Raw genomic sequence first — 26439 nt, 5'->3', positions numbered from 1 at the left:
TTTATTTAATTGCATCCACAGCCTCCTCCTGATTTACCACCGTTTGCACCGGCAGCACCTTCACGGTACGATTGAAAATTTGATTCGTAGCTTTCAAGCTTTTTAGCCTGAAGCGCCATTGCTTCGTCGTTAAGATACGCTTTTTGGTAGGCTGCAACTGACATACATGAGTTGAGACCAAACAATAAGCATAACCCAACCAGCAATATGATTGTTTTATTTTTTTTGTGCATATTATTCTCCAATTTTAATTTGATATTTGTGATTAGTTATCGGTTTCTGTATATAATCTAAGTGTAGATTATTAGATGTGAAAAGTTCTTGCTTGTCTGTAATCATTAGACATTCAATCCCCTTCAATCGGTTAATTAATTCAAGACCTTTATCTTTCCCAAGTACAAAAACTGAGGTGGCTAAAGCATCAGCCAATTCAGCATTGGGACAAATGATGCTAACGCTGCTTAATCCCTTAACAGGATAACCTGTTCTTGGGTCGATAATATGTGAATAGCGTTGACCATTTATAGTGACAAATTTTTCGTAATTGCCCGAAGTAACAACTGCTGTTTCGTTTATGCTTAGCCAGGAAAAGACTCTTCCTTTTTGTTTTGGATTCACGATGCCAATTTTCCAATCTTTTCCGCCTTCGTCTTTTCCCCAACTGATTAAATCACCTGAGGCATTAACCAAAGCGCCTGTTAAATTCATTTTCGACATGATATCGAGAGCCTTATTGGCAGCATAGCCTTTTCCAATTGCACCAAAGCCAATTTTCATACCTTTCTCTTTTAAGAAAACGGTTCTTTTATCAGGATTAAGGATAATGTTTTTATAATTGATCTTTGCTACCGATGCAGCTATTGTACTTGAGTCTGGCATTTCTTTCATCTTCCCATCAAAATGCCAAACCTTATCCATTGAGGCATAGCTAATATCGAATGCACCACCTGTTAATTTTGAGATTTTAAGTGATCGACGAATCAAGTTGAATAATTCTTGGTCAACAACAACAGGTTTTATTCCTGCATTTTTTATAATTTCTGAAGTTTGAGAATTCGTATTCCAAGACGAAATTAACTTCTCAATTCGCTTAATTTCTGCGATACCAGAGTCGATTGCTTTTGCTGCTTCTTCCTGATCTGTACTAATGGCTGTTAGTTCAAATCGAGATCCCATAAGTAAAAGAACTTTGGTATGAGATTCTTTTTGTCCTAATGTAATTAGTGACATAAACAGTAGGAGTATGCACGTAATATTTCTAATCATCTTATTTTTCAATCAATGTTTTTATGTGATTTACATATTCAGCTGGACTTAATTGTTTATAGCCTGTTTTCGCTATAATATTAAGATCAGAATCTAAAATGATAATCGTAGGGAATTGGCCTTCCTTATTATATTTCTCTGCTAGTTTTTCATTGTATTGCACTTGTTTTTTACTCAGTCTGTTTCTTTTCATTCTTGGAAAATCAACATCGAGCATAATCAAATTATCCTTTGCAAATGATTCAAATTCTGGAGTATTTAATATTGTTTGTTTTAGAATTATGCAGCCATGACACCAGTCAGAACCTGAGAAGTTCATAAATATCAGTTTGTTTTCTTGTTTAGCTAATTGTGCCGCTTGCTCAAGTTGATTTGTTTGAGAAAATCCATTGGAGAAGCTGGCTAATACTAGAAAAATGCTCAATAAAATTGTTTTATAATTCATCGGTATGTGTTCAATATGATAGAATAAATATTGTGTTTATAAACAAATGTAACTAATAATGTATCTAATTATCTAAATAAGTTGTTAAAATATATAAATAATTTAAGATCTTATTGTTTTAATTTATATTTCAATTGTTTTTTAATAAAGAATCCCACTTAACTCGAGTTAAGTGGGATGGTCCAATTATATGAAAATTTAATTACTGCTTAATTATTTTTTTTGTTAATCGACTACCATCTTCAAGGTCGAGTATGAGGATATAAATACCTTGATTTAAATGTCTGATATTTAAAACTTCATTAGCATCAGGTGTGTTTTTATGTAAAATCATTCTCCCTGTTAAATTATAGATATTAATTTGTTTAACCTGGTTAAGGTTATCCAGATAAAGTAAATCTTGAACAGGATTTGGATATATTCTAAGTTCTTCATCTAACACGTCCTCAATGCCTGTGGCATATCCAATTTCTTGTGTGTAGCTAGAATAAACTTTAGAACCAGTTAGTAAATCTCCACTTTTAGCAATTGGAGTTACGGAGAATCGTATGTACCTGCCCACATCCTCACGAGAAATTGTATATTCACGAGAAGTGGCTCCTGCTATAGCTGTTTCGTTAGTTCCTGATTCATCATCTGCAACATACCATTGTATAATAGGGCTGTCTTCCAAATCTCCTTCAGTATCGGTGTATATGTATGAGGCTGTTAACATGGCATCTTGTATAAGTTCACCATTAATTGCTAAATTACTTGCAACTGGAGGATTCGCAAGTGAAACAATTGAAGTAGTATAAGGACTATATACAATATCTCCGGTTAATAAATCACCAGTTTGAGCTATTGGAGTTACTGAGAAACGAATAAATTTGTAGCGATCATCTGAACTTAAGGTATAGTTTATATTGGTTGCTGATTGTATAGCTTCTTCATTTGATCCTTCAGCATCTTCTGCTCTATACCATTGAAAAATAGAGTTTCCTTCAGTATCACTTTCCATATCAAAATATGTATAGTTTGCAGTGAGGATTTCATCTTCGGTGAAATTACCACTTATACTTAAGTCACTGGCAACAGGAGGATTCACAAGAGAAATAATCTCTTCGGAGTAAGCACTATATACAATCTCTCCGGTTAAAAAATCACCTGTTAGGGCTACGGGTGTAATAGAAAATCGAATAAATTTATTTCTATCATCTGCACCTAAAGTATATGATAATTGATTTGCATCGGTAATCGTCGTTTCATTTTTTCCTTCAGCATCATCTGCTCTGTACCATTGGTAAATTGAACCACCTTCCAAATCATCATTTGCATCGGTGTAAGTGTAAGTGGCTGTTAAGATCTCATTTTCCTTATAAACACCGCTAACACTAACCTTGCTGGCAACAGGAGCTGTTGCAACATCAGGCGTTGTTAGTTGTTTGGTGGTATAAATGTGATATTCTCCAGCCTCAAGTTCTATTTCTGCATTTTTATCCGTAATTGTGAGTTCTTCACCGCTAAAGTAATCGTACCAAGTTCCAGTTTGACTGAAGTTTGGATCAATATTTCCATTCTCAAGATCGAAATTGGCAATTACACGTACATCCATATCAGAATGATTAATTTCAATTCTCTTGAGTGCTGTACTAGTTACTAGTGTGAAATCTTCTGATTCAAAAGCTATTTCTTCTTTTTTTAGATTAATTAAAGCAGAAAATACGTCATAAAGTCTTTTTCTGTTTGGCATATATTGGTATTCCCAATGAGTTGGTTTTTCGCCTACTCGGTCGTTGTAGTCAATGGAAATATCATAGCCCAATTCTTCAAATTGCCAAATCATTTTAGGACCAGGAGTACTAAAGAATATGGCTCCAGCAGCTTCAACTCTCGATAGAGCAGTACTCAGGTCTGTTACATCGTAATCATCTTGAGAATCGCCATAGGTAAGGTTACGATACATCATACGTTCTTCATCGTGACTTTCCATGTAGTTGACAATATTGGATTCGTCCCAACCTCTTTCATGCCAGGAAGTCCAACTTAGATCGGAATCATCATATCCCATAGTAGCTTGACTATAAGTGTAGTTTGCATTTCCCCACATTAGAATTCCATGATTAGCCAATTCGGTTTCCTCATTATTATCTGAGAGATGTTCAAAAATAACAACGGCATCACTTTTTCGAGCCCAAATTTCGTCGCTCATTCTTTTTAGGATGGCAATTCTATCGGCATCGTAAGCACTACCCCAAGAAGATGCGCCGTATGCTGTGTTCGAAAACCCTTTGGTAAAATCGAATCGGAAACCATCTATATGATATTCGCTCATCCAGTAGGAATTAATGCTGTCGACTAAATTTTGGGTTTGTTCACTTTCGTGATTAAAATCGTATCCCCATTGTGCATCAGGATTACTAAAATTACTTGTAACATTGTACCATGGATTGTTTTCTGTTGGGTTTGTACCATCAAAATACATGCGTAAAAAAGGAGATTGTCCGTAGGAATGATTTAAAACCATATCCATAAAAACAGCAATTCCTCGGCTGTGGCATTCAGCAATAAAATCTTTATAATCAGCTTTTGTTCCGTATGCTTTATCAGGAGCAAAATAAAAGGATGGATTGTATCCCCATGAACTATTTCCTTCAAATTCGTTAAATGGCATTAATTCTATGGCATTTACGCCCAATCGTTCTAGATAATCTAGGGTGTCTTTTACTGTTTTTATGTTTCCTGCATCGGTGAAATCGCGTATATGCAATTCGTAAACGACTAAATCTTCTTTCTTAGGAGAGGTAAATTCCGAATCGGACCAAGTATAGGCTGTTTGTGCTGTTTGAAAAACACTGGCTATTTCAGTTGTTTTATCAGAAGGGTAGGAGATTAAGTCGGGATAAGTACTATCCGAAATATATGAATCATTCCATGGGTCGAGAATTTTATCTGCATAAGGATCAGCAATTCTGATATCTCCATCGATTAGGTACTGGAAAATGTATTCTTTTCCTGCCGTAAGATTATCAAGAGTAATCCAAAAATAATCACCATCCTGATTCATTAGATAGTTATTGTTTAATTCCCAATCGTTAAAGTCACCAATTACAAAAATATAATCTTTATTAGGAGCATATATCGATAAAGTAACACTGGTGTCGTTTATATAGTTAATACCATCTTTAATATTATTAGGCTTTGTTACTGTTGGTGTATTGGCACGAACATAAAATTGAATGGTATCTCTAGCTTCTTTGGTTCCTGTACCTGCAACAGCCACCAATTTATGATAACCAGCTTCGGTAGGCGTTATTTCAGCACTTATTTCAGAGAGGTTATTTGTTGTTTCTAGTTCACCATCGATGTATAGTGTTAAAGTTTCATTTTCAGATGCTTTAACCTCAATGTTTAAAGTTTCGTTGAGTGCAACAACTTGACCATCAGTTGGTGTTGTGAAACTTACATTGAGTCCCTCTTGGTAAATAGGAATGCTTAAATCAGCAGTTTGTTTGGTTCCGTCTGATGAGCGAAGAACAAGTGCTAAATCAGTTACAACTTCGCCATTTGTAATTGAATAGTAGTCGGTAATATTGGGTGTAATAATAAGGGTATAAGTTCCATCGTTATTGTTGGTTAATTGAGGTTGAGCTGTATTGTCTCCCCAATCACCAATAACATGCTGCCATGATGTACTTCCTTCGATAAAAACGCCGGTGTGGGCATATAAATCGCCAGTAAAATAGTCTAAACTGGACTCTTTAGAAGAGTCGAAAGTAATTGTGATTTCTGAATCGACATTCGGAAATTCGGGGACTGTAGTAATTTGTCCAATTCCTATCGATGGGATCAATAGGAGAAAAGAAAGGAGATATATGTATAATTTTTTCATAGTTAGTTTCTTTTCGTGATGATCTTAAGACCTTATTGGTAAGTTATGAATTATTATTAAAAAAAAATCACGGGAACCTAAGTTCCCGTGATTTAATATTTATAGAGTTATTATTCAAATGTTCCGGTTTCAGTACTGAAATTTAATTTAACTACTTGTCCTGTAGTTATAGGAGCTGCAGGTAAATCATTACCCGTTCCACGGTAAGCAATTTCTCCAGATAATACACTGAACTCTGCTTGCCACCAATCTACTGATGTACCACTTTCATTAGTTAAAGTAGTAGCAGTTACATACATTCTTGCATTGTCATCTGCCACAGTTGCAGGAGAAACAAGAATTTTTGCATCTGTTACATCTGTAGTAAACAAGAATTGTCCACCGTCCCAATTTCCAAAAGCAGATCCTTGAGCATATATAACAGGATCGGTTACTTGAATGGTATTAGTTAAAAGATTGACAACAACCATTTTGTAACCTTCAGTTCCAGTTGGTGTATTATCTCCACCTTTAGTAAATATTCCATCAGCATCGGCATCACCTGTTTTTCCAAAATCACCACCGTCCCAAGCTTTATTCGAATTAAATTTTATTTGAGAATCAGCATCAAACCAAGCAATTTTCCAGAAAAGGTGTGGGTTACTATGAACAGGAATCATTTCTAAAATGGCATCATCACTCCAGTTCCAATCTGTTACAAAACTACCATTAATATACACTACAGAAGGATAGATAGGTGCTGCTATAATTGAATATGTTCCTTTGTTAAGATCCAATGTAATAGTATATTCGGCATCACCACCATCAAAAGCGATATTAGTGTTCACACCTTTTGGTGCAATAACTCCAGAGTTACCTTCACCATCAGCATCAGCCCAATCTAAACCGTCCCAATTTTGCTGATTAATAAATTTAAAGCTAGCTCCATCAGGAATAGTATATTCTAAAGAATAAACACCTTCAGATTCTCGAGTAAATTCAGCTGCTTGAGAAGGATCCCAACCATAGTCAGTTCCAGCTGCTGAAGGTGTAAGGCTACCCACTAAATATATATTAGGATAGTCGCTAACATAACTTTCATAAGCTGCGATAGATAAACTACTGTTTACAAAATCTGCAGTAACAGCATACCATCCTGTTTCACCTGTAAATTTGAAGTTTCCTTCATCATCACCTGCAGCTTCAATATTTTCAGAAATAGTAGCAAATTTACCGAAGTTATAATCAAAACCATCGCTCGATTGCATATCTGAAAACTTGAATGAAGCATCTTTAGTAAGCTTCAAATATTTAGTAAACACATTGTCTTTACCGTAAGCCATTAGGGCATCTGCTACCACTTCTGAAGCAGTAGCTGTACCATAAATATACAATTCAGTAGGGATTTTTACATCAAGATAAGGTGTTACTTTCATTGTAAATGAAGAAGAATATAAGCTATTAAGATCTTCGTTAGCAAAAGCTCTAATTCTTGCTTCAAGCTCTACCATTTTTGCAGGTGCATATCTGCTAGATATCAAAGTGTTTAGATCACCTACAGTAATTGTAGTAGTTATGTCATTAACACGATCAAATTCTAAAGGCGCTTTAAATTCATTACCTATAGTATCAATCTGAACATAGTATCTAACTCCGATAGGGTCAGCATATGTTGCATCCGTCCAATTTAAGTTGACTATAGCATTTCCTTCATTCTTCTTTTCAAGAACTAAATCGATTTCTTCGGTTAGTCCCTCAAGAACTGGAGCCGTTCCTTGAACGGGCTCAGTTACACTTGGCGTATCAAAATCGTCGTCACAGGCGATAAAAAAAACAGCCAATAGAGATATAAATAAATATTTAATATTTTTCATTTTTTATTCAATTTTACCTGTTTGATTAATAAAGTCAAGCACTATAGTCTGTTCTCCTGCACCCATGCTAAATCTTTCTTGATCATCACCATCAGCTCTGTATTCAATTACTCCATCAAGGAATATGAATTCAGCATGCCACCAGTCTGTTGCAGAAATGTATGGGTGAGTTATGTGAAGTCTTAGTTCACCAGCTGCAAACTCTTTAGTTAAATACATTGTTTTATTATCTGCATCTAATAAGAATTTGTTCTCATCTACAACTGATTCAGTAGGCCAAACTTCGCCGATAGTAGGACCACAAACGTAAATGTTAGCAGCTTCAATTATCATCTTATTATTTGCTAAATCAATACCAATAGTATAATATCCAGCTGTTCCAGGTACAGGTATATCTATTCCTCTGTCGTCAGCTGTTCCCAATGTATATTCGCCGCTAATTGCTTCACCAATTCTTCCAATGACACCTTTATAATCAGCATCGGAACAAAGTTTAAAGCTTCCAGTAGCTTCCATCCATACTGTAGTCCAAACAACGTCTTCGCTATGAACTTTGATGAATTTAAGCTTATTATTCTGAGCTACGCGTCCTACACCATCACCAAAAAGGTAGAATGTTTCAGGAGCAAAAAGAATATCTAGGTATGGTGTTGTATTAAAATCAATTACTGATGAATACAAAGTTTCAACGCCGTCTAGTGAAGATGTTACAATTCTTGCATAAACAGTAGCTTCTTCATCTACGGGAAGTAATAGTTTTTCTGTTAGAAGCTCGTTAAGAGCTCCTACAGTAAATGAAAAAGTGTTATCAGCAGCATCAACATCAAAAGTGACAGAATTAGAAAATTCAGCTGTAGTTGAAAATTGAAGTTTATGTGTAACAACAAGATCTACACCGTAATATGCAGGTGTGTATGAAATATCAATAGTTTCAGTTTTTGTAGCTTTTGATATAGCCAAAGTCTCACCAAACCCCGCAATATCGGAAGCTGCTGTATACTCTGTTTCATCTAATTTCACATCATCATCGTCGTCGCAAGAAAAGAAACTTACTGCGAGAAGTAATATGAATATGTATTTTATATTTTTCATAACGTATTTTTAAAATCGATTAATAACCTGAGATATTCGACAGATTTGGATTTGCATTTATATCTGACGATGGGATAGGGAATACATTATATAGTTCATTTGTACTTGTTCCATCAGCAACAGCACCTTTCCAAGGCCAAACGTAATCTGAACCTGTAAGTTTTCCAAAACGAACAAGATCTGTTCTTCTTTGACACTCCCAATATAATTCGCGACCTCTTTCATCAAGAATAAAATCTAAGTCTAAGTCTGATGCTGTAATGTCACCAGAAGCATCACCATAAGCTCTTTCTCGTAATTCATTGATGTATCCAACTGCAGTAGCTATGTCACCACCAGCTCCTCCACGAAGAACAGCCTCAGCATACGTTAAATAAAAATCAGCTAATCTGTAAAGAGGAAAATCTGTATCAGGGAATGATGTATTTAATCCAGCAGCGCCAGTAGAAGTGATATTTTTAAACTTACGTAATGCATAACCATCTTTAAAGTTGAAAATATCTGCTATTTCTAGATTTTGACCTTCTGTGAAGAACATGCCTCTGCTGTCTGTTCCTGTAGCATCTGGAAAAAGGTTTACAAAAGCCTTAGTGGTTCTATTACCACCCCAACCTCCGTCAATTCCGGATTCAACAGCTGGCATATCGCCTCCTACTGTAGAGTGTATTATAAATGTCATACCACCCCAAGTTTGAGTATTGTTTCCATCCGATGCAATTGGAAAAATAATTTCATTAGTTCTCAAATTATTATCTGCTAAGAATAAATTAGCATAATTTGACTCTAAAGAATATCCACCATTAATAATTTTGTTAGAATAAGTTATTGCTTCGGTGAATTTAGGCGTACCAATATAAACTTCTGCATTTAAATACAGCTTTGCTAAAATTGCCCATGCTAAACCTTTATCAGCTCTACCATATTCATTTGTTCCTGGATCAACTAAATCAGTTTCAATTGTTGTTAATTCTGATTCTATATAGTCAAATAATTCTTGCTGAGTAGCCATTTCAGGGAAGAAAAAAGAACCTATTTCATCGTCTTCTGTTACAAAAGGACCACGACCAAACATATCTAACATGTGATAATAACTTAAAGCTCTTAGAGCTCTAGCTTCATTACTAAAGGCTTTGTACTCTGGTTTATCTTCGGTTAGTTTAATCAAATTATTACAGTACGTAATTTGAAGTGTTATTCTGTAATACATGGCTGTAACGAATTCATTTGAACTGTCCCAGTCTTGATCATGTAAATCTCTTAAATTACCGTCATTCCAAGCACATATAGCTTCATCTGTTGGTAGTTCTTGGTGATTCCACAATAATCTTAAATAAGATGAAAAACCACCATCAATACTACTGATATCAGGATCTCCATCAACAGCTGTTTGACCTCCTAAAACAAGTCCTGCATAACATTTAGCTAAAAGTTGTTTATACGAATTAGCATCAGTCAGGACATTTTCTGCTGTTTTTATATCCTCGTCAAGAGGTTCCGTATCCAAATCATTAACACAAGACACACATGCAAATAATAATGCAAATGCTATCATGATATAATTTGTTTTAAAATATTTCTTATCCATAATAAATCACATTTATCAATTAAAATTTCACGTTTAATCCAAACAAGAATGTTCTTGGTCTTGGATATACATCATTGTCAATACCACCGTTAACTTCAGGATCTAATCCGTCATAATCAGTTAATACAAATGCATTTTGAACTGTTGCAAATGCTCTTGCGTTCATATCAAAACCTAAAAGTGGTTTTAATAGTTTCGTGAAGTTATATCCAAGAGTAATATTATCTATTCTCAAGAATGATGCGTCCTGAAGAAAATAATCAGAATATTGTTGTGCAGTCTCAAATTTTGATTTATTAATTTCAGAAGGCATGTTTGTCAAATATTCATTTACTGTCATCTCTTGGTAACGACCACCTACAATAACATTGTTGTATATCTGTCCGCCGACTCCAATTCTACCATTAAACCCAAAATCGAAATTCTTATACTTGATGTAAGATGAGAATCCCATATTATAATCTTGAGCAGGATCTTCAGCATAATATTTATCGTCTGAAGTGATTTGACCATCTTTATTTCTGTCTACGTAAAGTCCTTCAATAGGTTTGCCGCTAGCATTATAAACTTGCTCGTATACATAGAAAGTATTAAGAGGGTGACCTACAGCATTGATCTGAATTGTATTTCCAACACCAACACCACTAATATCACCAGTTTCTACACCTTTGTAATTAGGATCTTCATAGTTTGTCAAACGAGTAATTTCGTTTTTGTTATAAGCTAGGTTAAATCCAACTTCCCAATACAAATCGTCTTTATCTATAAGAATACCATTGATAGAGAATTCAAAACCATTATTTTCCAAGTCACCAACATTTGTCAACAGTCTGTCTGTAAAGTTAGTTCCAGCAGGTACTGGGATTGTATTTAATAGATCTTCAGTCTTACGTTTGTACACATCTACTGTACCCGTAATTCTGTTATTTAAGAATCCAAAGTCTATACCAGCATTATAGGTTGTTGTTTTTTCCCATTCTAAACCTTCGTCATATCCATCAGGTCTAATAAGGGTGTAAAATTGATCTCCAAACTGGTATTGAGTTCTTGAATCACTTAGTCTATAAAGACCCATATAAGGGTAGTCACCACTGTTAAGTTCTTGTTGACCTGTAATACCATAACCTAATCGAACTTTAAGGCTACTAATTGCTTCAATATCTTTAACGAAAGCTTCTTCACTCATTCTCCAAGCAAAAGCTGCAGAAGGAAAAGCACCCCATCTGTTGTCTTCATGGAATCTTGAAGAACCATCTTGACGTAAAGTGGCTGTAAGAATATATTTATCCATAAATGTGTAATTGGCTCTACCAAAGAAAGAAACTAGATAATTTTCTGTTTCATTTTTTGAATCTTCAATCTGGTCATTATTTCGATCAACTTCTAAAGCTGAAGATTTAGACCAGAAGTGTTGCCATTCGTAACCTGCCATTACATTTATCTTACTACTTAACGATGGTAGTGCTTTGTCGTAAGTTAGGTAGAAATCGATTAATTCATTCTTCTTTTCTTGAGTATAATCTCTTTTTACGCCTGTTGAAGATGCTCTTACCCATGAGGCATCTAGATCAGTATCAACATTCCCATCACTATCAGAGTAGTCGTATCCTAATTTCATACTTACTTTTAAATCAGGAAGAAAATGTAATTTATAATCGGCTTGGAAATCTGCAATCACTCTTGATACCTCAGAGTTGTCATCTTTTTGTTGCAATTGAGCAACAGGATTACGTGTTGCATTTACATTTCTAGAACCATCACCCATTAACCATGTGGTATAACCGCCGTAAATTCCAGATTTGTTAAAAACAGATTGTGTTGGATCCATGCGTAAAGCATTTCCAATAGCTGCTTTATCAGCAAATTGATTTTCAATCATCATGTATTTTACACCCAAATTAACTTTTAGATGATCATCTAAAAAGCTTGGGTTAACATTTAAGGTTCCTGTAGTTCTTTCCATTTCAGAAGTACGCAAAATACCTTTTTGATTAGTGTAACCTGCAGAAACTCTAAATGGAATATTTTTGAAAGAACCTGAAACGCCAACATTATGCTCATGACCTGATGCATCTCTGTAAATTTCATCTTGCCAATCAGTTGATGCTTTACCCATTAAAGCTGGGTTAACTGAAGAGTTGTTTACAGCCCTCTCATTAACTAGAGTTCTAAATTCATCAGCATTTAAAACATCTACAGTTTCTTTAATTTTACCTATAGAGAATTTATTATCATAGGTAACTTGTATTTTTTGACCAGCTTTACCTTTTTTAGTTGTTATAAGGATAACACCATTAGAGGCACGTGAACCGTATATAGCTGTTGCCGACGCATCCTTCAAAACAGTAAATGACGCAATGTCGTTAGGGTTTAATGAACTTAAAACGTTACTCATTCCATCAATACCTTTGTTATCTAAAGGCATACCGTCAATTACAATTAATGGATCGTTGCTTGCAGACATTGAAGAACCTCCACGAATACGGATTGTTGATCCTGCACCTGGAGCACCACCATCACTAATGATTTGTACACCGGCAACTTTACCAACAATTAAATCTTGAGGTGAACTAGTTGACCCTTGATTAAAGTCATCAGCTTTTACCGAAAAGACTGCTCCCGTAGCATCATCTTTTCTTACTTGACCATAACCAATTACCATTACTTCGGAAAGGTTTTCGACGTCAGCGCTTAAAATAATGTTTAGGTTAGTTTGATCACCAATAAGTATTTCTTGACCTTTATAGCCAATAAAAGAAAAAACTAAAGTAGAACCCGTATTTGCAGTGATAGAAAATTTTCCATCAATGTCAGTACTTGTTCCCATTGTTGTTCCTTTAACAACTACGGAAACACCGGGTATTCCCATGCCATCGTTTGCATCGGTAACTGTACCAGCGACTACTTTTTCTTGTGCTTGGGTTAGGGTAATTGAACATACCATAACCAACAAGAGAAGCAGCTTTCTGAACATACTAATGTTAAGTTTCATAAATGTAAATTTAAGATAAATAAGAAGTTAGATTTAATGATAAATATTTAAGATTGAATCAGCTTTATAACGTTTCCATTATAAGTCTAAATTTGCACTTATACATATTATCACTGTTTTTGATTTAGTTACTAAGTTTATAAATATTGAACTCAATGTTTCCGACTATGAATCTTCCTTGTTATAAGCTAGTAATCAACTAAATCGTAAGTTGTTCTTAATGTTTAATAAGTATAAAGTTAAATATTGTCAATTTATTCAGATAATAGATTAGTAACTAATAAGTTTAAAATCGTCGCAAACGTCACCGCAAACGTTTGATATTTAAATATAGCAATGTGTCTATATGATGGTTTAAGTTAACACATTTTAACAAATTAGTGGCAATCTTATTCTAATAAATTGGTGCTTTGTTCAAAGTAGATTTGACAAAATAATGAAGCTCAAAAAAAAGATTAAGAACGTAATTGATTTATTACTATATTTACATTTAGGGAGATTTTTATTAATTATCATCTACACTTATATGTTTAAGATTATTAGTATTTTAAGCTATGTTAATTGTGGTATTATATTATAATGTATGAGAAGTGGACAGGTCACAATTAAAGATATTGCGAAAGAATTAGGCATATCGGCTTCAACAGTATCAAGAGCTCTAAAAGATCATCCTGATATAAGTGTGAAAACAAAAGAAGCAGTTAATGCCTTGGCAAAGGCATGGCACTATAAACCCAATGCGGTTGCCTTAAGTTTAAGAAGCAGTAAGAGTAATGTAATAGGGGTTATTATTCCTGAAATCGTTCATCATTTCTTCTCATCAGTCATTAGCGGTATTGAAAAAATTGCTCATGTATCTGGTTACAATGTGATGATTTTTCAATCAAACGAATCTTACATGCGTGAGCTTGATAATACACAAGCCTTATTATCTAGCCGTGTTGAAGGTGTTTTGGTATCTATGTCAAAAGAAACCCAGGATTTGGATCATTTTAGAGAGCTGAGAAGAAATGGAATACCTATTGTCTTTTTTGATCGTATTTGTAATGAACTTTCTTCGGATAATGTGATTGTTGATGATTTTGCTGGTGCTTTTTCTGCTGTTCAATACCTTATAGATACAGGATGTAAACGTATAGCGCATTTGTCAGCACCTCAGCATTTGCTTTTAGGACAGAATAGATTAAAGGGATATAGTCAGGCTTTACATAAGAATAAGTTACCTTTTGATGAAAGTTTAGTTATTAAGTGTGATAACTTTGATGAAGCAAAGGAATTAGTTCCTAGTTTGTTGACTTTACCTGAGCTTCCCGATGCCATATTTGCTGTAAATGAATTAACTGCTGCTGGAGCTTTATCAGTAGTTAAAAAAGCAGGCTTGCGTGTTCCTGAAGATATTTCAATTATTGGTTTTACGGATGGGATAGTGTCTAGAGTGACGGATCCTGCCTTAACAACTTTGGAACAGCATGGGCATGAAGTTGGTTTGAAAGCCACAGAACTGCTACTTGAAAGAATTAGCGGAGGAAACATGGATTATGAACCTGTTACTCGTGTTGTAAAAACATCATTGGTCGTTCGAGAGTCCACGAAATAAAATTATTTATAAAAGATTGAATAAGGTCTCTATTAACACAAAAGTGTAGTAGAGACTTTTTTTTGCTTTCTATTTATTCGATGTCTATAACTGTTTTTGTAATCAATCTTGTAACGTATGCCTTCTCCTTATTAATAAACAGTTTTATTACTAATTATATTGAAAATTGGCGAATTTTAGTCGGTTGGAGCACTGTTTTTTTTTAATTGCTATAATTTTCCTCTATAAATATCGGGATCCTAATTTCCAAGCCCGAAACATCGTGGCAAATAGAAGGAAAATAATTATATGAATACTTTTCTTCAATAGAATTCATTTGATAACTGATATCGATAACTTTTGCCCAGTACCTGATGGAATATTGATTATTTGAGAGCTCAGAAAAAGTTTTTTTCACTTTTTTTTTAATTTCTCCGCAACCGTTTGAAATGCGATGTGTCTCAATGTTCATAGGCATTTTTGCATTTGTAGTTTCCTTGTGTTTTTGATATTCTGTGAAATTTAATTTAAATTTGAAACCAGAAGGAAACTTCTATTCCGACTATATTTTAATTACTTCCTTAAATTATTGATCTCAAAATCTAGTGAAAGCTATGTTTAATTGGGATTGGTTTCTTGTATTTATAGTTTAGCACATATTGATTTTTAATCTTTCATGTGTTCCAATCTCACTGATATTTTTTTGAAAAACTGTTGCCCTTTTTGATAGCTTTTAAGAAGAGAATGTCTCATTCAATTTTAAAATGCGTCTTAGGATACAAAATGAAAATCTAATGAATAAACAACCTCGTTTAAATTTTTGGCAGATCTGGAATGTAAGTTTCGGATTCTTAGGAATACAGATGGGCTTTGCTCTACAAGGAGCAAACGTAAGTCGTGTATTATCTAGTTTAGGAGCTGATTTGCATCAATTGCCCTTGTTTTGGTTGGCAGCACCCGTTATGGGATTAATTGTTCAACCAATTATTGGAGGAGCAAGTGACCGCACATGGAATCGTTTTGGACGTAGAGGTCCTTACATCTTAGGTGGTGCTATTATTGCAGCTTTGGCTATGTTTTTTATGCCCAATGCAGGTCTTGCCGTTAAAATTATGCCGCCCCTTGTATTTGGTGCAATAATGTTTGCCTTAATGGATGGTTCTTTCAATATCACCATGCAACCGTTTAGAGCGCTTGTCGCAGATATGACTTCAGAAGATCAAAGAAATGCTGGATATTCTATACAAAGTTTCTTAATTAATACAGGAGCTGTACTTGGATCTATTTTACCATTTGTAATGACAAATGTTCTTGGAGTTAGTAATGTTGATCCTGATGGAGGTGTCCCTTCATCGGTAATATGGTCTTTCTATATTGGAGGAGGTATGTTGTTGTTATCTGTAATTTGGACAGTTTTCCGTACTAAAGAATACCCACCAAAAGAATATGCTGAGTATAAAGGGTTGGAAGTTGAATTGAAAGGAAAAAAAGAAAGTGGTAGTTTACGCGGTTTTATTGATCTTTTGAAAAATACGCCAAAGACTATGATGCAATTATCGGTTGTTCAGTTTTTCTCTTGGTTTTCTCTTTATCTGATGTGGGTTTATACGACCTATGCTTTAGCACAACATTCATGGGGATGTCCTATTACAGATGTGAAATCAGAGGCTTTTCAAGATGCTGGTGACTGGGTTGGAATATTGTTTGGTGGTTATAGCTTATTTGCTGCAGTCTTTTCAATCTTTATGACTCGACTTGCTAATAAATTTGGTAGAAAAATTATTTATTCTTTTGCATTGTTTTTAGGTGGTGTAGGATTTTTATCTACTTACCTCTTTAGTGGTGGTGATTTAATCCATTTAAACTTGTTAATAACAGTGGTTGATATTCCTTCGAGTGCCGCTTTATGGTTATTTCCTATGGCTGGTGTTGGAATTGCATGGGCTGCTATTTTAGCCATGCCCTATTCCATTTTATCAGATTCATTGCCACCAGATAAGATGGGTGTTTATATGGGGATTTTTAATTTCACAATAGCAGGTCCACAAATTATTAGTGGTATTGTTGCTGGTGAAATATTAAGATACTTTTTTGCAGGAGAAGCAATCTATATTATGGTGATTGCAGGAGTTTCGATGTTGTTAGGTGCAATTTCGGTTGCTTTTGTTAAGCAGAACAAAGCGGTTAATTAATATTTTTTGGAGATGGAAAAGATAAGTGCATGTATTTTTGATTTAGATGGTGTTGTAGTTGATACAGCAAAATACCACTATATAGCTTGGAAAAGTTTAGCTAAAGGATTAGGCTTCAACTTTACGAAGGAAGATAATGAGCGTTTAAAGGGTGTTAGCCGTATGCGTTCGCTTGACATTTTAATGGAGATTGGAGGCGTTGATCTTGATGATGAAACTCTACTTAAGATGGCTGCTAAAAAAAACGAGGAATATTTAGAATATATTCTAAAAATGACACCAGACGAAATTCTTCCTGGAGTGAAGGATCTTTTTGAAAATCTTAAAGAGAATGGTGTTAAGATCGCTTTGGGGTCGGCAAGTAAGAATGCTATGCTCATTCTTAAACAATTAAAGCTGACTTCATATTTTGATGCCATAGTTGATGGTACTCATGTAAGTAAAGCCAAACCAGATCCTGAAGTATTCTTAAAGGGAGCAGAGCTTGTAGGTTTTAAACCAGAAAATTGTGTTGTGTTCGAAGATGCAGAAGCTGGTGTGGAAGCTGCTATTAATGGAGGCATGAGATGTGTTGGTATAGGTTCACCTAAAGTTTTAGGTAAAGCTAATTTTGTAGTTCCTGGATTTGAAGGATTTACTTTTGAAACACTGAAAAAGGGTTTAGATAAGTAGTGAAATAAACGATTGTTTATTCGCAATATTAAGTAGCAGATTACTATCGGTTTCCAAAAGAATATGGGCGCTGTAATCTTAATTTGAAGTCATATGAACGAGTATTTAAAGCATGATGAGTGGTGTATAATTGAAGAAGGATTCAAGCCTGAAAATCACCGATCATCTGAAAGTATATTTAGTCTTGGTAATGGAAATATGGGGCATCGAGCTATGTTCGAAGAACATTATTCCGGAGAGACTCTACAAGGAACCTATATTGCGGGCGTTTATTATCCTGATAAAACCAGAGTTGGTTGGTGGAAAAACGGTTACCCTGAATATTTTGCAAAGGTGCTTAATGCGCCAAATTGGATTGGTATTGACGTTAATATAAACGGAGAAGAGTTAGATTTAGCTAAATGTAAGGTGAGCGACTTTGTTCGAACTCTAAACATGAAAGAGGGCGTTTTGCTACGTTCTTTTGTGGCAACATTAGCTAATGAAAATCAAGTGAGAATTGAAGCCAAAAGATTTTTAAGTCTAGTAACTTCAGAGCTTGGTGTGATTCGTTATTCTGTTACTGCGCTAAATTTCGATGGTAAAATAAGTTTCAATTCTTATATCGATGCGGATGTTAAAAACGAAGATTCGAATTACGATGAGAAATTTTGGGATGTCTTAAACGCAAAATCTATTGATGGTGAAGCTTATATCTCTGTTCGTACTAAAAAACTTGATTTCCAGGTTTGTATGAATATGCGTTATAAGGTTTTAAAGAATGGACAAGATGTTACAACCAATGCTGACCTTGTAGAGAAAGATAAATATGTTGCGAATACCGTTGAATTAGAAATTAAGCAGGGTGAGGAGATAAGCTTTTATAAATACGTTGGCGTTTTAAGTTCATTAAATCATAGTAGTAAAGAGCTTAGTTGTAATGCTGCTAAGGTATCATCTGCAGCCTTAGAAAAAGGTTACGAAGCTTTATTGGAAGAGCATGTTGCTGCTTGGGCAGAAAAATGGTCTATCTCTGATATTGTAATCGAAGGTGATGTTGCAGCACAACAAGCTATTCGTTTTAATATATTTCAATTGAATCAAACCTATACAGGTGAGGATGAGCGTTTAAATATTGGACCTAAAGGTTTTACAGGGGAAAAATATGGTGGATCTACTTACTGGGATACCGAAGCTTATTGTGTGCCTTTTTATTTGAGTACTTCTCGCCCTGAGGTAACTCGTAATTTGTTGATTTATCGTCATAAACAATTGCAGAAAGCGATTGAAAATGCTGAGAAATTAGGGTTTAATAATGGTGCTGCTCTTTATCCAATGGTTACCATGAATGGAGAGGAATGTCATAACGAGTGGGAAATTACTTTTGAAGAAATTCATCGTAATGGAGCCATTGCTTTTGCCATTTATAATTATATCCGTCACACCAATGATAAGGCATATTTAGCTGAATATGGATTAGATGTTTTAGTTGGTATTTCACGTTTTTGGAGCCAAAGAATAACTTATTCTGCTGCGAAAAAGAAATATGTAATGCTTGGCGTTACTGGACCAAACGAGTATGAGAATAACGTCAACAACAACTGGTATACGAATACTATTGCTTGCTGGTGTATGTCATATACTCAGGAGGCTTTCAAATACGTGAAAGAAAGTAATCCTAAACGTTACGAAGAAATTATCAAAGATTTGAACTTCGATTTTGATGTAGAAACAGCAAGATGGACGGAAATAACTGAGAATATGCATTTTCCTATGGATGAGGAAACAGGTGTATTTATGCAGCAAGATGGTTTCATGGACAAGGAGCAATTGATGGCTTCCGATTTGGATCCTCAATCTCGTCCTATTAATCAAACTTGGTCTTGGGATAGAATCCTTCGTTCATGTTTCATCAAACAAGCCGATGTATTACAAGGTGTTTACTTGTTTGAGGAGAATTATGACATGGAAACTATTAAGAAAAATTATAATTTCTATGAGCCAAGAACTGTTCATGAGTCATCATTGTCGCCATGTATTCACTCAATTTTAGCATGTAAAATTGGTGATATCGATAGTGCATATGAAATGTATTTGAGAACATCTCGATTAGATCTTGATGATTATAATAGTGAAGCACATGAAGGCCTACATATTACAAGTATGGCCGGTACATGGATGTCTATTGTTGAAGGTTTTGGAGGAATGCGTGTAATTAATGGACAGCTTAGCCTAAAACCTCTTATTCCTGAAAAATGGAAATCATATTCTTTTAAAGTTTTATTCCGTGGCAATTTGCTTGATATTTATGTTTCAGCTGAAGAAGTTGGTGTGATAAATAAAGAAGGCGAAACGGTTTCAATCTTTATATCTGATGACGAATATAAAATTGAGAAAAGTAGTAGTTTAGTGGTAGAAAATGCAAATTTCTAATTGTGATATTGGCTTGTTTAGTTTGTCTTATAAACAAATTAAGCAAGCCAATGTTTTATTATTTAACTTTATTAGCAGCTTAAGTATTAATAAGTTTCTGATTTTACAGAATATATAAACTTGAACATGACCAAACTAAAATCCATTTTTATAGCTCTTAGCCTTATGTCTTTGTTTAGCGGTTACTCCTTTGCAGGAAAAATAAAATTAGATCATGTTGAACCGATGTTTTGGTGGACAAACATGACCAATCCCAATTTACAAGTCATGGTTCATGGAAAGAATATTTCTGATTGTAAAGTTGCAATTGATTACCCTGGCGTTTCTGTTGAAAGAATTATAGGAACAGATAATCCAAACTACTTATTTATTAATCTATTGATTGATAAATCAGCGAAAGCTGGAACTTTCGATCTGCTTTTTACCGATAATGGTAAAACGAAAGCAAATTATAAGTACGAATTAAAAGAAAGAAGATCAGGTTCTGCCAATCGAAAAGGTTTTGATACGTCTGATGTCCTTTATTTACTTATGCCCGACCGTTTCTCAAACGGAAATCCAGACAATGATTCAGTTGATGGAATGGAGGATAAATTAGATAGAGAAAATCCAGATGGTCGTCATGGTGGCGATATTCAAGGTATTATTAATCATCTAGATTATTTGCAAGATTTAGGCATTACAGCCCTTTGGAGTACACCATTGATGGAGGATAATATGCCTAAAGTATCTTATCACGGTTATGCCATATCAGACTATTACAAGATTGATGCACGTTATGGAACAAACGACGATTATGCTCGTTTGTCTGCCGAAGCAAAAAAACGTGGTATTAAATTGATTATTGATATTGTAACCAATCATGCAGCATCGGAGCATTGGATGGTGAAAGATTTACCCACAAAAGATTGGATTCATATTTTTCCGGAGTTTACCAATTCAAATCACTGTAAAACGACAACCAACGATCCTTATGTGTCGGATGTTGATTACCGAAGAAATTTTGATGGTTGGTTTGATACTTCAATGGCAGATTTGAATCAGAAAAACGATTTGTTATTAACTTATTTGGCTCAAAATACCATTTGGTGGATCGAGTTTGCCGATTTAGGTGGTGTTCGTATTGACACTTATCCTTATAACGATACGGAAGCAATGGCTGAGTATTGTAATTTAATTATGGATGAATATCCTAATTTTAATATTGTTGGGGAAACATGGTTGTCTTCGTCAGCCGATATTGCTTACTGGCAAAAAGGTGCGATTAATAATGATGGCTATGAATCAGGCTTACCATGTGTAATGGATTTTCCGTTGATGGATGCTACGCTTAAGGCATTTAATGAAAAGGAGAGTTGGAACGAAGGTTTGATCCGCTTGTACAATTCTTTGGCTGCAGATTATTTTTATCCAGATAGAGATAACTTGTTCACCTTTTTAGAGAATCACGATACCGATAGAGTGATGTCAATAATGAATGGCGACATCAATAAATTTAAAATGTCATTGGCCTTTTTATTAACAACTCGTGGTATTCCTCAGCTATATTATGGTGGTGAAATTATGATGCAAGGGCGTAAGTCTGATGGTGATGGTGTAATGCGTATTGATTTTCCTGGAGGTTGGGAAGTTGATGCGAGAAATGCTTTTACAAAAGAAGGTAGAACTGATCTTGAAAATGAAGCCTTTAATTTTCAGAAGAAACTATTAAATTATCGTAAAAACAATCCTGTATTGCATACCGGTAAACTCAAACATTTCGCACCAGAAAATGAAGTTTATGTCTATTTTAGATCGAATGAGGAAAAGATGATTATGGTTCTTTTGAATAATAGTGATGAGTCTTCTAAAACTGTAGATTGTAAGAGGTTCGACGAAGTGATGGCGGGATTTACATCGGCTAAAAATATAATGACTGATGAGAAGCTAAATGATATTAGCAGCATTGAAGTGCCTGCTAAATCAGTAACAATTTTAGAACTGTATTAATTTGATGATTTGGTAATAAGTTAATTATCTAAAGGAGAAATATTTTAAACGTCCAATAAATTCTCCTCCTTGGATAAGGAGGAGTACCCGAGGAACGAGGGGGAGGTGGTTTGATATCATACTCAATTTATGGACTTGATACTATAAAATATAAATGAGAAAGAGTTTCCTATTTATAATTTGTTGTGAGTTCCCATTTTATTATAAAAGCCTGAAAGGCTTAAATTTAAATAACCGTGGGAGTATCCCACGGTGTAACAAAATAACAAATTGCAACCCAGAATGGGTTGAATATTAAAAAGTTAATTTTAAGAATCTATTTAATAAAATGAACAATCTCTTTAAGAAAATACAAGTTCTCGTTTTACTACTGTTTTTATCGGGAATCATTTTTGCTCAAAATTCAGAACGTATTTATAAGAGTCATGAATTAACGAGTGAGCACTTGCTAGTAAATACCAATGATGGTCAATATCAGATTAAGTTTTACAATCAAAATATTGTAGAAACAGCCTTTATTCCTAAGGGAGAAAAGTTTGATAAAGAATCACACGCTGTTATTCTTAAGCCTACAGCAAATTTGGGAAAACTGTCTGTTAAGAAGAATACTTTAACTTTTAAGACTAAAGGTCTTGTTGTTCATATTACAAAGTCGCCTTTCGATATCGATTATACCTTTAAGGGTAATGAATTGGTATCAGAGAAAGAAGGTTATATCAAAACGGATAGTACTGAGAATATAGATTTCTCAATAGAAAAAGATGAAGTGTTATTTGGAGGTGGAGCTCGAGTTTTGGGTATGAACCGCAGAGGATACCGACTGAATCTTTACAATCGTGCTGACTATGGTTATGGAACCCATTCGGAGTTGATGAACTATACCATGCCTCTTGTCATTTCATCAAAAAAATATGCCATCAATTTTGATAATGCTCCAATTGGTCATTTAGATTTGGATAGTAAGCATACAAATACCTTGCGTTACGAAACCATTAGTGGGCGTAAAGTTTATCAGGTGATTGCAGCTGATACATGGGAGGAATTTACTTACAATTTTACGGCTTTAACAGGTCGTCAGCCAATGCTTCCACGTTGGGCTTTGGGTAATTTTTCCAGTCGATTTGGCTATCATTCTCAAAAGCAAACAGAAGAGACAATCGATCAATTTTTGAACGATTCGATACCTGTTGATGCGATTATTCTCGATTTATTTTGGTTCGGTAAAGAGATGAAAGGCGAAATGGGAAATTTGGCTTTCTATCGGGATTCGTTTCCAAATCCTAAAAAGATGATTGCTGATTTGGATGCAAAAGGCGTGAAAACTATTTTGATTACAGAGCCTTTCATATTAACGACTTCGAAAAGATGGCAAGAGGCTGTTGATAATAAGGTATTAGGAACAGATAAAGCAGGAAAACCATTCACCTACGATTTCTATTTTGGGAATACGGGCTTGATTGATGTCTTTAAACCTAAAGCAATAGATTGGTATTGGAATATCTATAAAGATCTTGCCAATATGGGTGTTGCTGGTTGGTGGGGCGATTTAGGAGAACCAGAAGTGCATCCATCCGAATTGCAACATGTTAACGGATCGGCTGACGAAGTTCATAATATTTATGGACACTATTGGGCTAAACTGATAAAAGAAGGATACGATAAGGATTTAGCCAATCAGCGACCATTTATTTTGATGAGAGCTGGAGCCGTAGGATCGCAACGATATGGTATGATTCCATGGTCTGGAGATGTAAGCCGAAGTTGGGATGGATTAAAACCTCAAACTGAGATTTCATTACAAATGGGCTTACAAGGCATTTCTTATATGCATTCCGATTTGGGTGGATTTGCAGGAGATAATCTAGATGATGAATTGTATACACGTTGGTTGCAATATGGTGTTTTTCAACCCATTTTTAGACCACATGCACAAGAAGCTGTTCCGTCGGAACCTGTATTTCGTGAACCTAAAACCAAAGCTTTGGCTAAAAAATCAATAGAATTGAGATATAAACTGATGCCTTATAATTATAGTTTGGTATTTGAAAATAATCAAACAGGTTTGCCTTTAATGCGACCTCTATTTTTCGAAGAGCAGGATAATAAAGATTTGTTGAATGTCTCTGATACGTACATGTGGGGAGATGCTTTTTTAGTATCGACGATTACCGATGCAGGATTGAAAAAGAAAGATGTTTATATGCCTAAAGGTTCTGTTTGGTTCGATTTTGTATCAGATAAAAAATACGAGGGTGGTCAGACTTATTCTATTGCGACTGCTGAAGATCATATTCCTGTTTTTGTGAGAGGTGGTTCTTTCATCCCCATGTTACGAGGAATGAGAAATACGCAATCCTACTCCCTAAAAGATTTCGATATGCATTTCTATTACGATCAGTCAGTGAAAACTTCGAAAGAAAAATTATATAACGATAATGGTGAGACACCGAAAGCTTTTGACAAAGGCATGTTTGAGCTGTTATCATTTTCATCGAAACAAATGAAAAATCGAATAACGATTGACGTGGATACTGAAAAAGGGAACCATTATCAGTCACTTGATAAAACAATTAATTGGACGATTCACAATATAGCGAGAAAGCCCAAAGAAGTTATTGAAGGTAAGAAAGTCATTGATTTTAATTGGGATGCCAATTTGAAGCAGTTAACTTTTAAAGGTCATGTTTCTGATGAAAACTATTCACTTACTATTAAACTAGCGAAATAATGAAGATTCTTAAATTCAGCATTTTTGCAATTGTGTTACTCTTTTTATCATCATGTCAAACGCTTGATAAGAAAGTAGCACCAAAAGATAAAGCATTTGTGTGGGAGGGAGCAAATTTGTATTTCCTTTTAACAGATCGGTTTAACAATGGAACGACGGATAACGATGTCAATTTCGAACGTGAATTGCCAACGGGCAAATTGCGAGGATTCGAAGGTGGAGATATTAGAGGAATTACGGCAAAAATAAAGGATGGCTACTTTACCAATTTAGGAATAAATGCCATCTGGTTTACACCAGTTACAGAGCAAATTCATGGTTCAGTTGATGAAGGTACAGGTAACACTTATGCTTATCATGGTTATTGGGCAAAAGATTGGACTGCTCTTGATCCAAACTTTGGATCGATGGAAGATCTTCGTGAGTTGGTTGAAACAGCTCATGCCAATGGTATTCGTATTGTAATGGATGCGGTAATTAATCACACAGGACCAGTTACGGATAAAGATCCAGTTTGGGATGCGGATTGGGTAAGAACTGGACCTCAATGTACGTACGATAACTACAAGAATACAATAGAGTGTACTCTGGTTGCGAATTTACCCGATGTAAAAACGGAAAGTACAAAAGAAGTTAGTATTCCAGCAATTTTGGCTGAAAAATGGAAAGCAGAAGGTCGATACGATCAGGAAATGAAAGAATTGGACGCATTTTTTGCTCGTACAGGATATCCTCGCACACCAAAATATCATATAATTAAATGGCTGTGCGATTACATTATTGAGTTTGGAATTGATGGTTACCGTTCCGATACGGTAAAACATACCGAAGAATCGGTTTGGGCTGATTTCAGAAAAGAGTGTGAATATGCTTTTGCTCTGTGGAAGAAAAACAATCCCGAAAAAGTGTTGGATAATAACGGATTCTATTCGGTTGCTGAAGTTTACAATTACAATATCAGCAATAAATTTGCTTACGATTTTGGTGATAGAAAGGTGAATTATTATGCCAATGGTTTTACTGATATGATCAATTTTGAGTTCAAATATAATGCTCAATCCGATTATGAAACTTTATTTTCTAAGTATTCAAATCTTCTTCATGGGGATTTAAAAGGTTATGGCGTGTTAAATTACTTGACTTCGCATGATGATGGTTCTCCTTTCGATAGGAAGAGAGAGAAAACGATGGAATCGGCAACTAAATTGTTGCTTTGTCCAGGTACATCTCAGGTATATTATGGCGATGAAACAGCTCGTCCTTTATTAGTAGAAGGCGCAGTTGGCGATGCGAACTTGCGAACGTGTATGAATTGGGAAGACGTAAATAGCGACGAACAAACGCAAGCTGTTTTGGCTCACTGGCAAAAACTGGGACAATTCCGTAGAAATCATCCAGCAGTGGGAGCTGGAATCCATAAAATGATATCAGAAAAACCTTATGTCTTTAGTAGAAGCTTTGTTCAGGGAAACTATTCAGATTACGTTGTTGTCGCATTAGATTTAGAAAAAGGTGAGAAGGAGATTCCTGTACTCGGTTTTGACGAAGGAACACAATTAAGAGATGCTTATTCTGGTAAAACCGTTAAGGTGAAAGATTCTGCAGTTGTTTTGGACACCGATTTCGATATTGTTTTATTGGAGGTATTGTAATTATTACCCCAAACCCCTAAAGGGGCTTAAAAATAACATGTTCAGTTGAGACATTTTACTCCTTACGCGAATAAGATTTCTCCCCCTTTTTAAGGAGGAGTACCCGAGAAAACG

15 protein-coding genes are annotated in these 26439 nt (G+C 35.0%); 7 read left to right on the top strand and 8 right to left on the bottom strand.

Annotation, left to right across the window (positions count from 1 at the left end; all coding sequences use genetic code 11):
* Positions 1-5 precede the first annotated feature (5 nt).
* The 8 genes from EMN46_RS12165 to EMN46_RS12130 form a co-directional block, all read right to left on the bottom strand.
* A complete protein-coding gene (locus EMN46_RS12165; RefSeq protein WP_154201086.1) occupies positions 6-233 on the bottom strand; it encodes a DUF4266 domain-containing protein in 228 nt (75 codons plus the stop codon).
* 1 nt (position 234) lies between these two features.
* Complete coding sequence (locus EMN46_RS12160) at positions 235-1230, bottom strand: FAD:protein FMN transferase (protein WP_229130352.1); 996 nt, start codon at positions 1228-1230, stop codon at positions 235-237.
* A gap of 37 nt (positions 1231-1267) precedes the next feature.
* Entirely contained in the window at positions 1268-1711 is a 444-nt protein-coding gene (locus tag EMN46_RS12155; protein ID WP_154201084.1) for a thioredoxin family protein, read from the bottom strand.
* Between the two features lie 202 nt (positions 1712-1913).
* Positions 1914-5582 (bottom strand): alpha-amylase family glycosyl hydrolase, encoded by a 3669-nt coding sequence (locus tag EMN46_RS12150; protein WP_154201083.1) that lies wholly within the window; start codon positions 5580-5582, stop codon positions 1914-1916.
* A gap of 110 nt (positions 5583-5692) precedes the next feature.
* The gene (locus EMN46_RS12145; RefSeq protein WP_154201082.1) at positions 5693-7435 is read right to left on the bottom strand and encodes a SusF/SusE family outer membrane protein; all 1743 of its coding nucleotides are present in this window, start codon (positions 7433-7435) and stop codon (positions 5693-5695) included.
* Positions 7436-7438: 3 nt separating this feature from the next.
* Positions 7439-8527 carry a SusE domain-containing protein gene (locus tag EMN46_RS12140; protein WP_154201081.1) on the bottom strand — a complete coding sequence of 363 codons (1089 nt, stop codon included), beginning with the start codon at positions 8525-8527 and terminating at the stop codon, positions 7439-7441.
* A 19-nt stretch (positions 8528-8546) separates the two neighbouring features.
* Positions 8547-10112, bottom strand: a complete 1566-nt coding sequence (locus EMN46_RS12135) for a RagB/SusD family nutrient uptake outer membrane protein (protein ID WP_154201080.1) — start codon at positions 10110-10112, stop codon at positions 8547-8549.
* A 19-nt stretch (positions 10113-10131) separates the two neighbouring features.
* Positions 10132-13104 (bottom strand): TonB-dependent receptor, encoded by a 2973-nt coding sequence (locus EMN46_RS12130; RefSeq protein WP_154201079.1) that lies wholly within the window; start codon positions 13102-13104, stop codon positions 10132-10134.
* 583 nt (positions 13105-13687) lie between these two features.
* On the opposite strand from EMN46_RS12130, the gene EMN46_RS12125 reads away from it, so the two are divergent.
* From EMN46_RS12125 to EMN46_RS12095, 7 genes are all read left to right on the top strand, one after another.
* Positions 13688-14701: a LacI family DNA-binding transcriptional regulator gene (locus tag EMN46_RS12125; RefSeq protein ID WP_154201078.1), complete on the top strand. Its 1014-nt coding sequence runs from the start codon at positions 13688-13690 to the stop codon at positions 14699-14701.
* Between the two features lie 773 nt (positions 14702-15474).
* The gene (locus tag EMN46_RS12120) at positions 15475-16872 is read left to right on the top strand and encodes an MFS transporter (protein WP_154201077.1); all 1398 of its coding nucleotides are present in this window, start codon (positions 15475-15477) and stop codon (positions 16870-16872) included.
* A 12-nt stretch (positions 16873-16884) separates the two neighbouring features.
* Positions 16885-17544: a beta-phosphoglucomutase gene (gene pgmB / locus EMN46_RS12115; protein ID WP_154201076.1), complete on the top strand. Its 660-nt coding sequence runs from the start codon at positions 16885-16887 to the stop codon at positions 17542-17544.
* 93 nt (positions 17545-17637) lie between these two features.
* Positions 17638-19956, top strand: coding sequence for a glycoside hydrolase family 65 protein (locus EMN46_RS12110; protein ID WP_154201075.1), 2319 nt, complete (start codon positions 17638-17640; stop codon positions 19954-19956).
* A 126-nt stretch (positions 19957-20082) separates the two neighbouring features.
* On the top strand, positions 20083-21945 hold the full coding sequence (locus tag EMN46_RS12105; RefSeq protein WP_154201074.1) for a glycoside hydrolase family 13 protein: 1863 nt from the start codon (positions 20083-20085) through the stop codon (positions 21943-21945).
* Positions 21946-22273: 328 nt separating this feature from the next.
* Positions 22274-24673 (top strand): TIM-barrel domain-containing protein, encoded by a 2400-nt coding sequence (locus EMN46_RS12100; RefSeq protein WP_154201073.1) that lies wholly within the window; start codon positions 22274-22276, stop codon positions 24671-24673.
* A complete protein-coding gene (locus EMN46_RS12095) occupies positions 24673-26325 on the top strand; it encodes an alpha-amylase family glycosyl hydrolase (RefSeq protein WP_154201072.1) in 1653 nt (550 codons plus the stop codon). The genes EMN46_RS12100 and EMN46_RS12095 overlap by 1 nt, the downstream gene beginning before the upstream one ends.
* Positions 26326-26439 lie beyond the last annotated feature (114 nt).

This window comes from Ancylomarina sp. 16SWW S1-10-2 (assembly GCF_009669305.1).
Lineage (GTDB): Bacteria > Bacteroidota > Bacteroidia > Bacteroidales > Marinifilaceae > Ancylomarina.
This window is presented reverse-complemented; position numbering and strand designations above follow the sequence as displayed.

Excerpts from the sequence above, each read along its gene's own strand:
- EMN46_RS12165 (WP_154201086.1), bottom strand. The coding sequence starts at position 233 with ATGCACAAAAAAAATAAAACAATCATATTGCTGGTTGGGTTATGCTTA.
- EMN46_RS12160 (WP_229130352.1), bottom strand. The coding sequence starts at position 1,230 with ATGTCACTAATTACATTAGGACAAAAAGAATCTCATACCAAAGTTCTT.
- EMN46_RS12155 (WP_154201084.1), bottom strand. The coding sequence starts at position 1,711 with ATGAATTATAAAACAATTTTATTGAGCATTTTTCTAGTATTAGCCAGC.
- EMN46_RS12150 (WP_154201083.1), bottom strand. The coding sequence starts at position 5,582 with ATGAAAAAATTATACATATATCTCCTTTCTTTTCTCCTATTGATCCCA.
- EMN46_RS12145 (WP_154201082.1), bottom strand. The coding sequence starts at position 7,435 with ATGAAAAATATTAAATATTTATTTATATCTCTATTGGCTGTTTTTTTT.
- EMN46_RS12140 (WP_154201081.1), bottom strand. The coding sequence starts at position 8,527 with ATGAAAAATATAAAATACATATTCATATTACTTCTCGCAGTAAGTTTC.
- EMN46_RS12135 (WP_154201080.1), bottom strand. The coding sequence starts at position 10,112 with ATGGATAAGAAATATTTTAAAACAAATTATATCATGATAGCATTTGCA.
- EMN46_RS12130 (WP_154201079.1), bottom strand. The coding sequence starts at position 13,104 with ATGAAACTTAACATTAGTATGTTCAGAAAGCTGCTTCTCTTGTTGGTT.
- EMN46_RS12125 (WP_154201078.1), top strand. The coding sequence starts at position 13,688 with ATGAGAAGTGGACAGGTCACAATTAAAGATATTGCGAAAGAATTAGGC.
- EMN46_RS12120 (WP_154201077.1), top strand. The coding sequence starts at position 15,475 with ATGAATAAACAACCTCGTTTAAATTTTTGGCAGATCTGGAATGTAAGT.
- pgmB (WP_154201076.1), top strand. The coding sequence starts at position 16,885 with ATGGAAAAGATAAGTGCATGTATTTTTGATTTAGATGGTGTTGTAGTT.
- EMN46_RS12110 (WP_154201075.1), top strand. The coding sequence starts at position 17,638 with ATGAACGAGTATTTAAAGCATGATGAGTGGTGTATAATTGAAGAAGGA.
- EMN46_RS12105 (WP_154201074.1), top strand. The coding sequence starts at position 20,083 with ATGACCAAACTAAAATCCATTTTTATAGCTCTTAGCCTTATGTCTTTG.
- EMN46_RS12100 (WP_154201073.1), top strand. The coding sequence starts at position 22,274 with ATGAACAATCTCTTTAAGAAAATACAAGTTCTCGTTTTACTACTGTTT.
- EMN46_RS12095 (WP_154201072.1), top strand. The coding sequence starts at position 24,673 with ATGAAGATTCTTAAATTCAGCATTTTTGCAATTGTGTTACTCTTTTTA.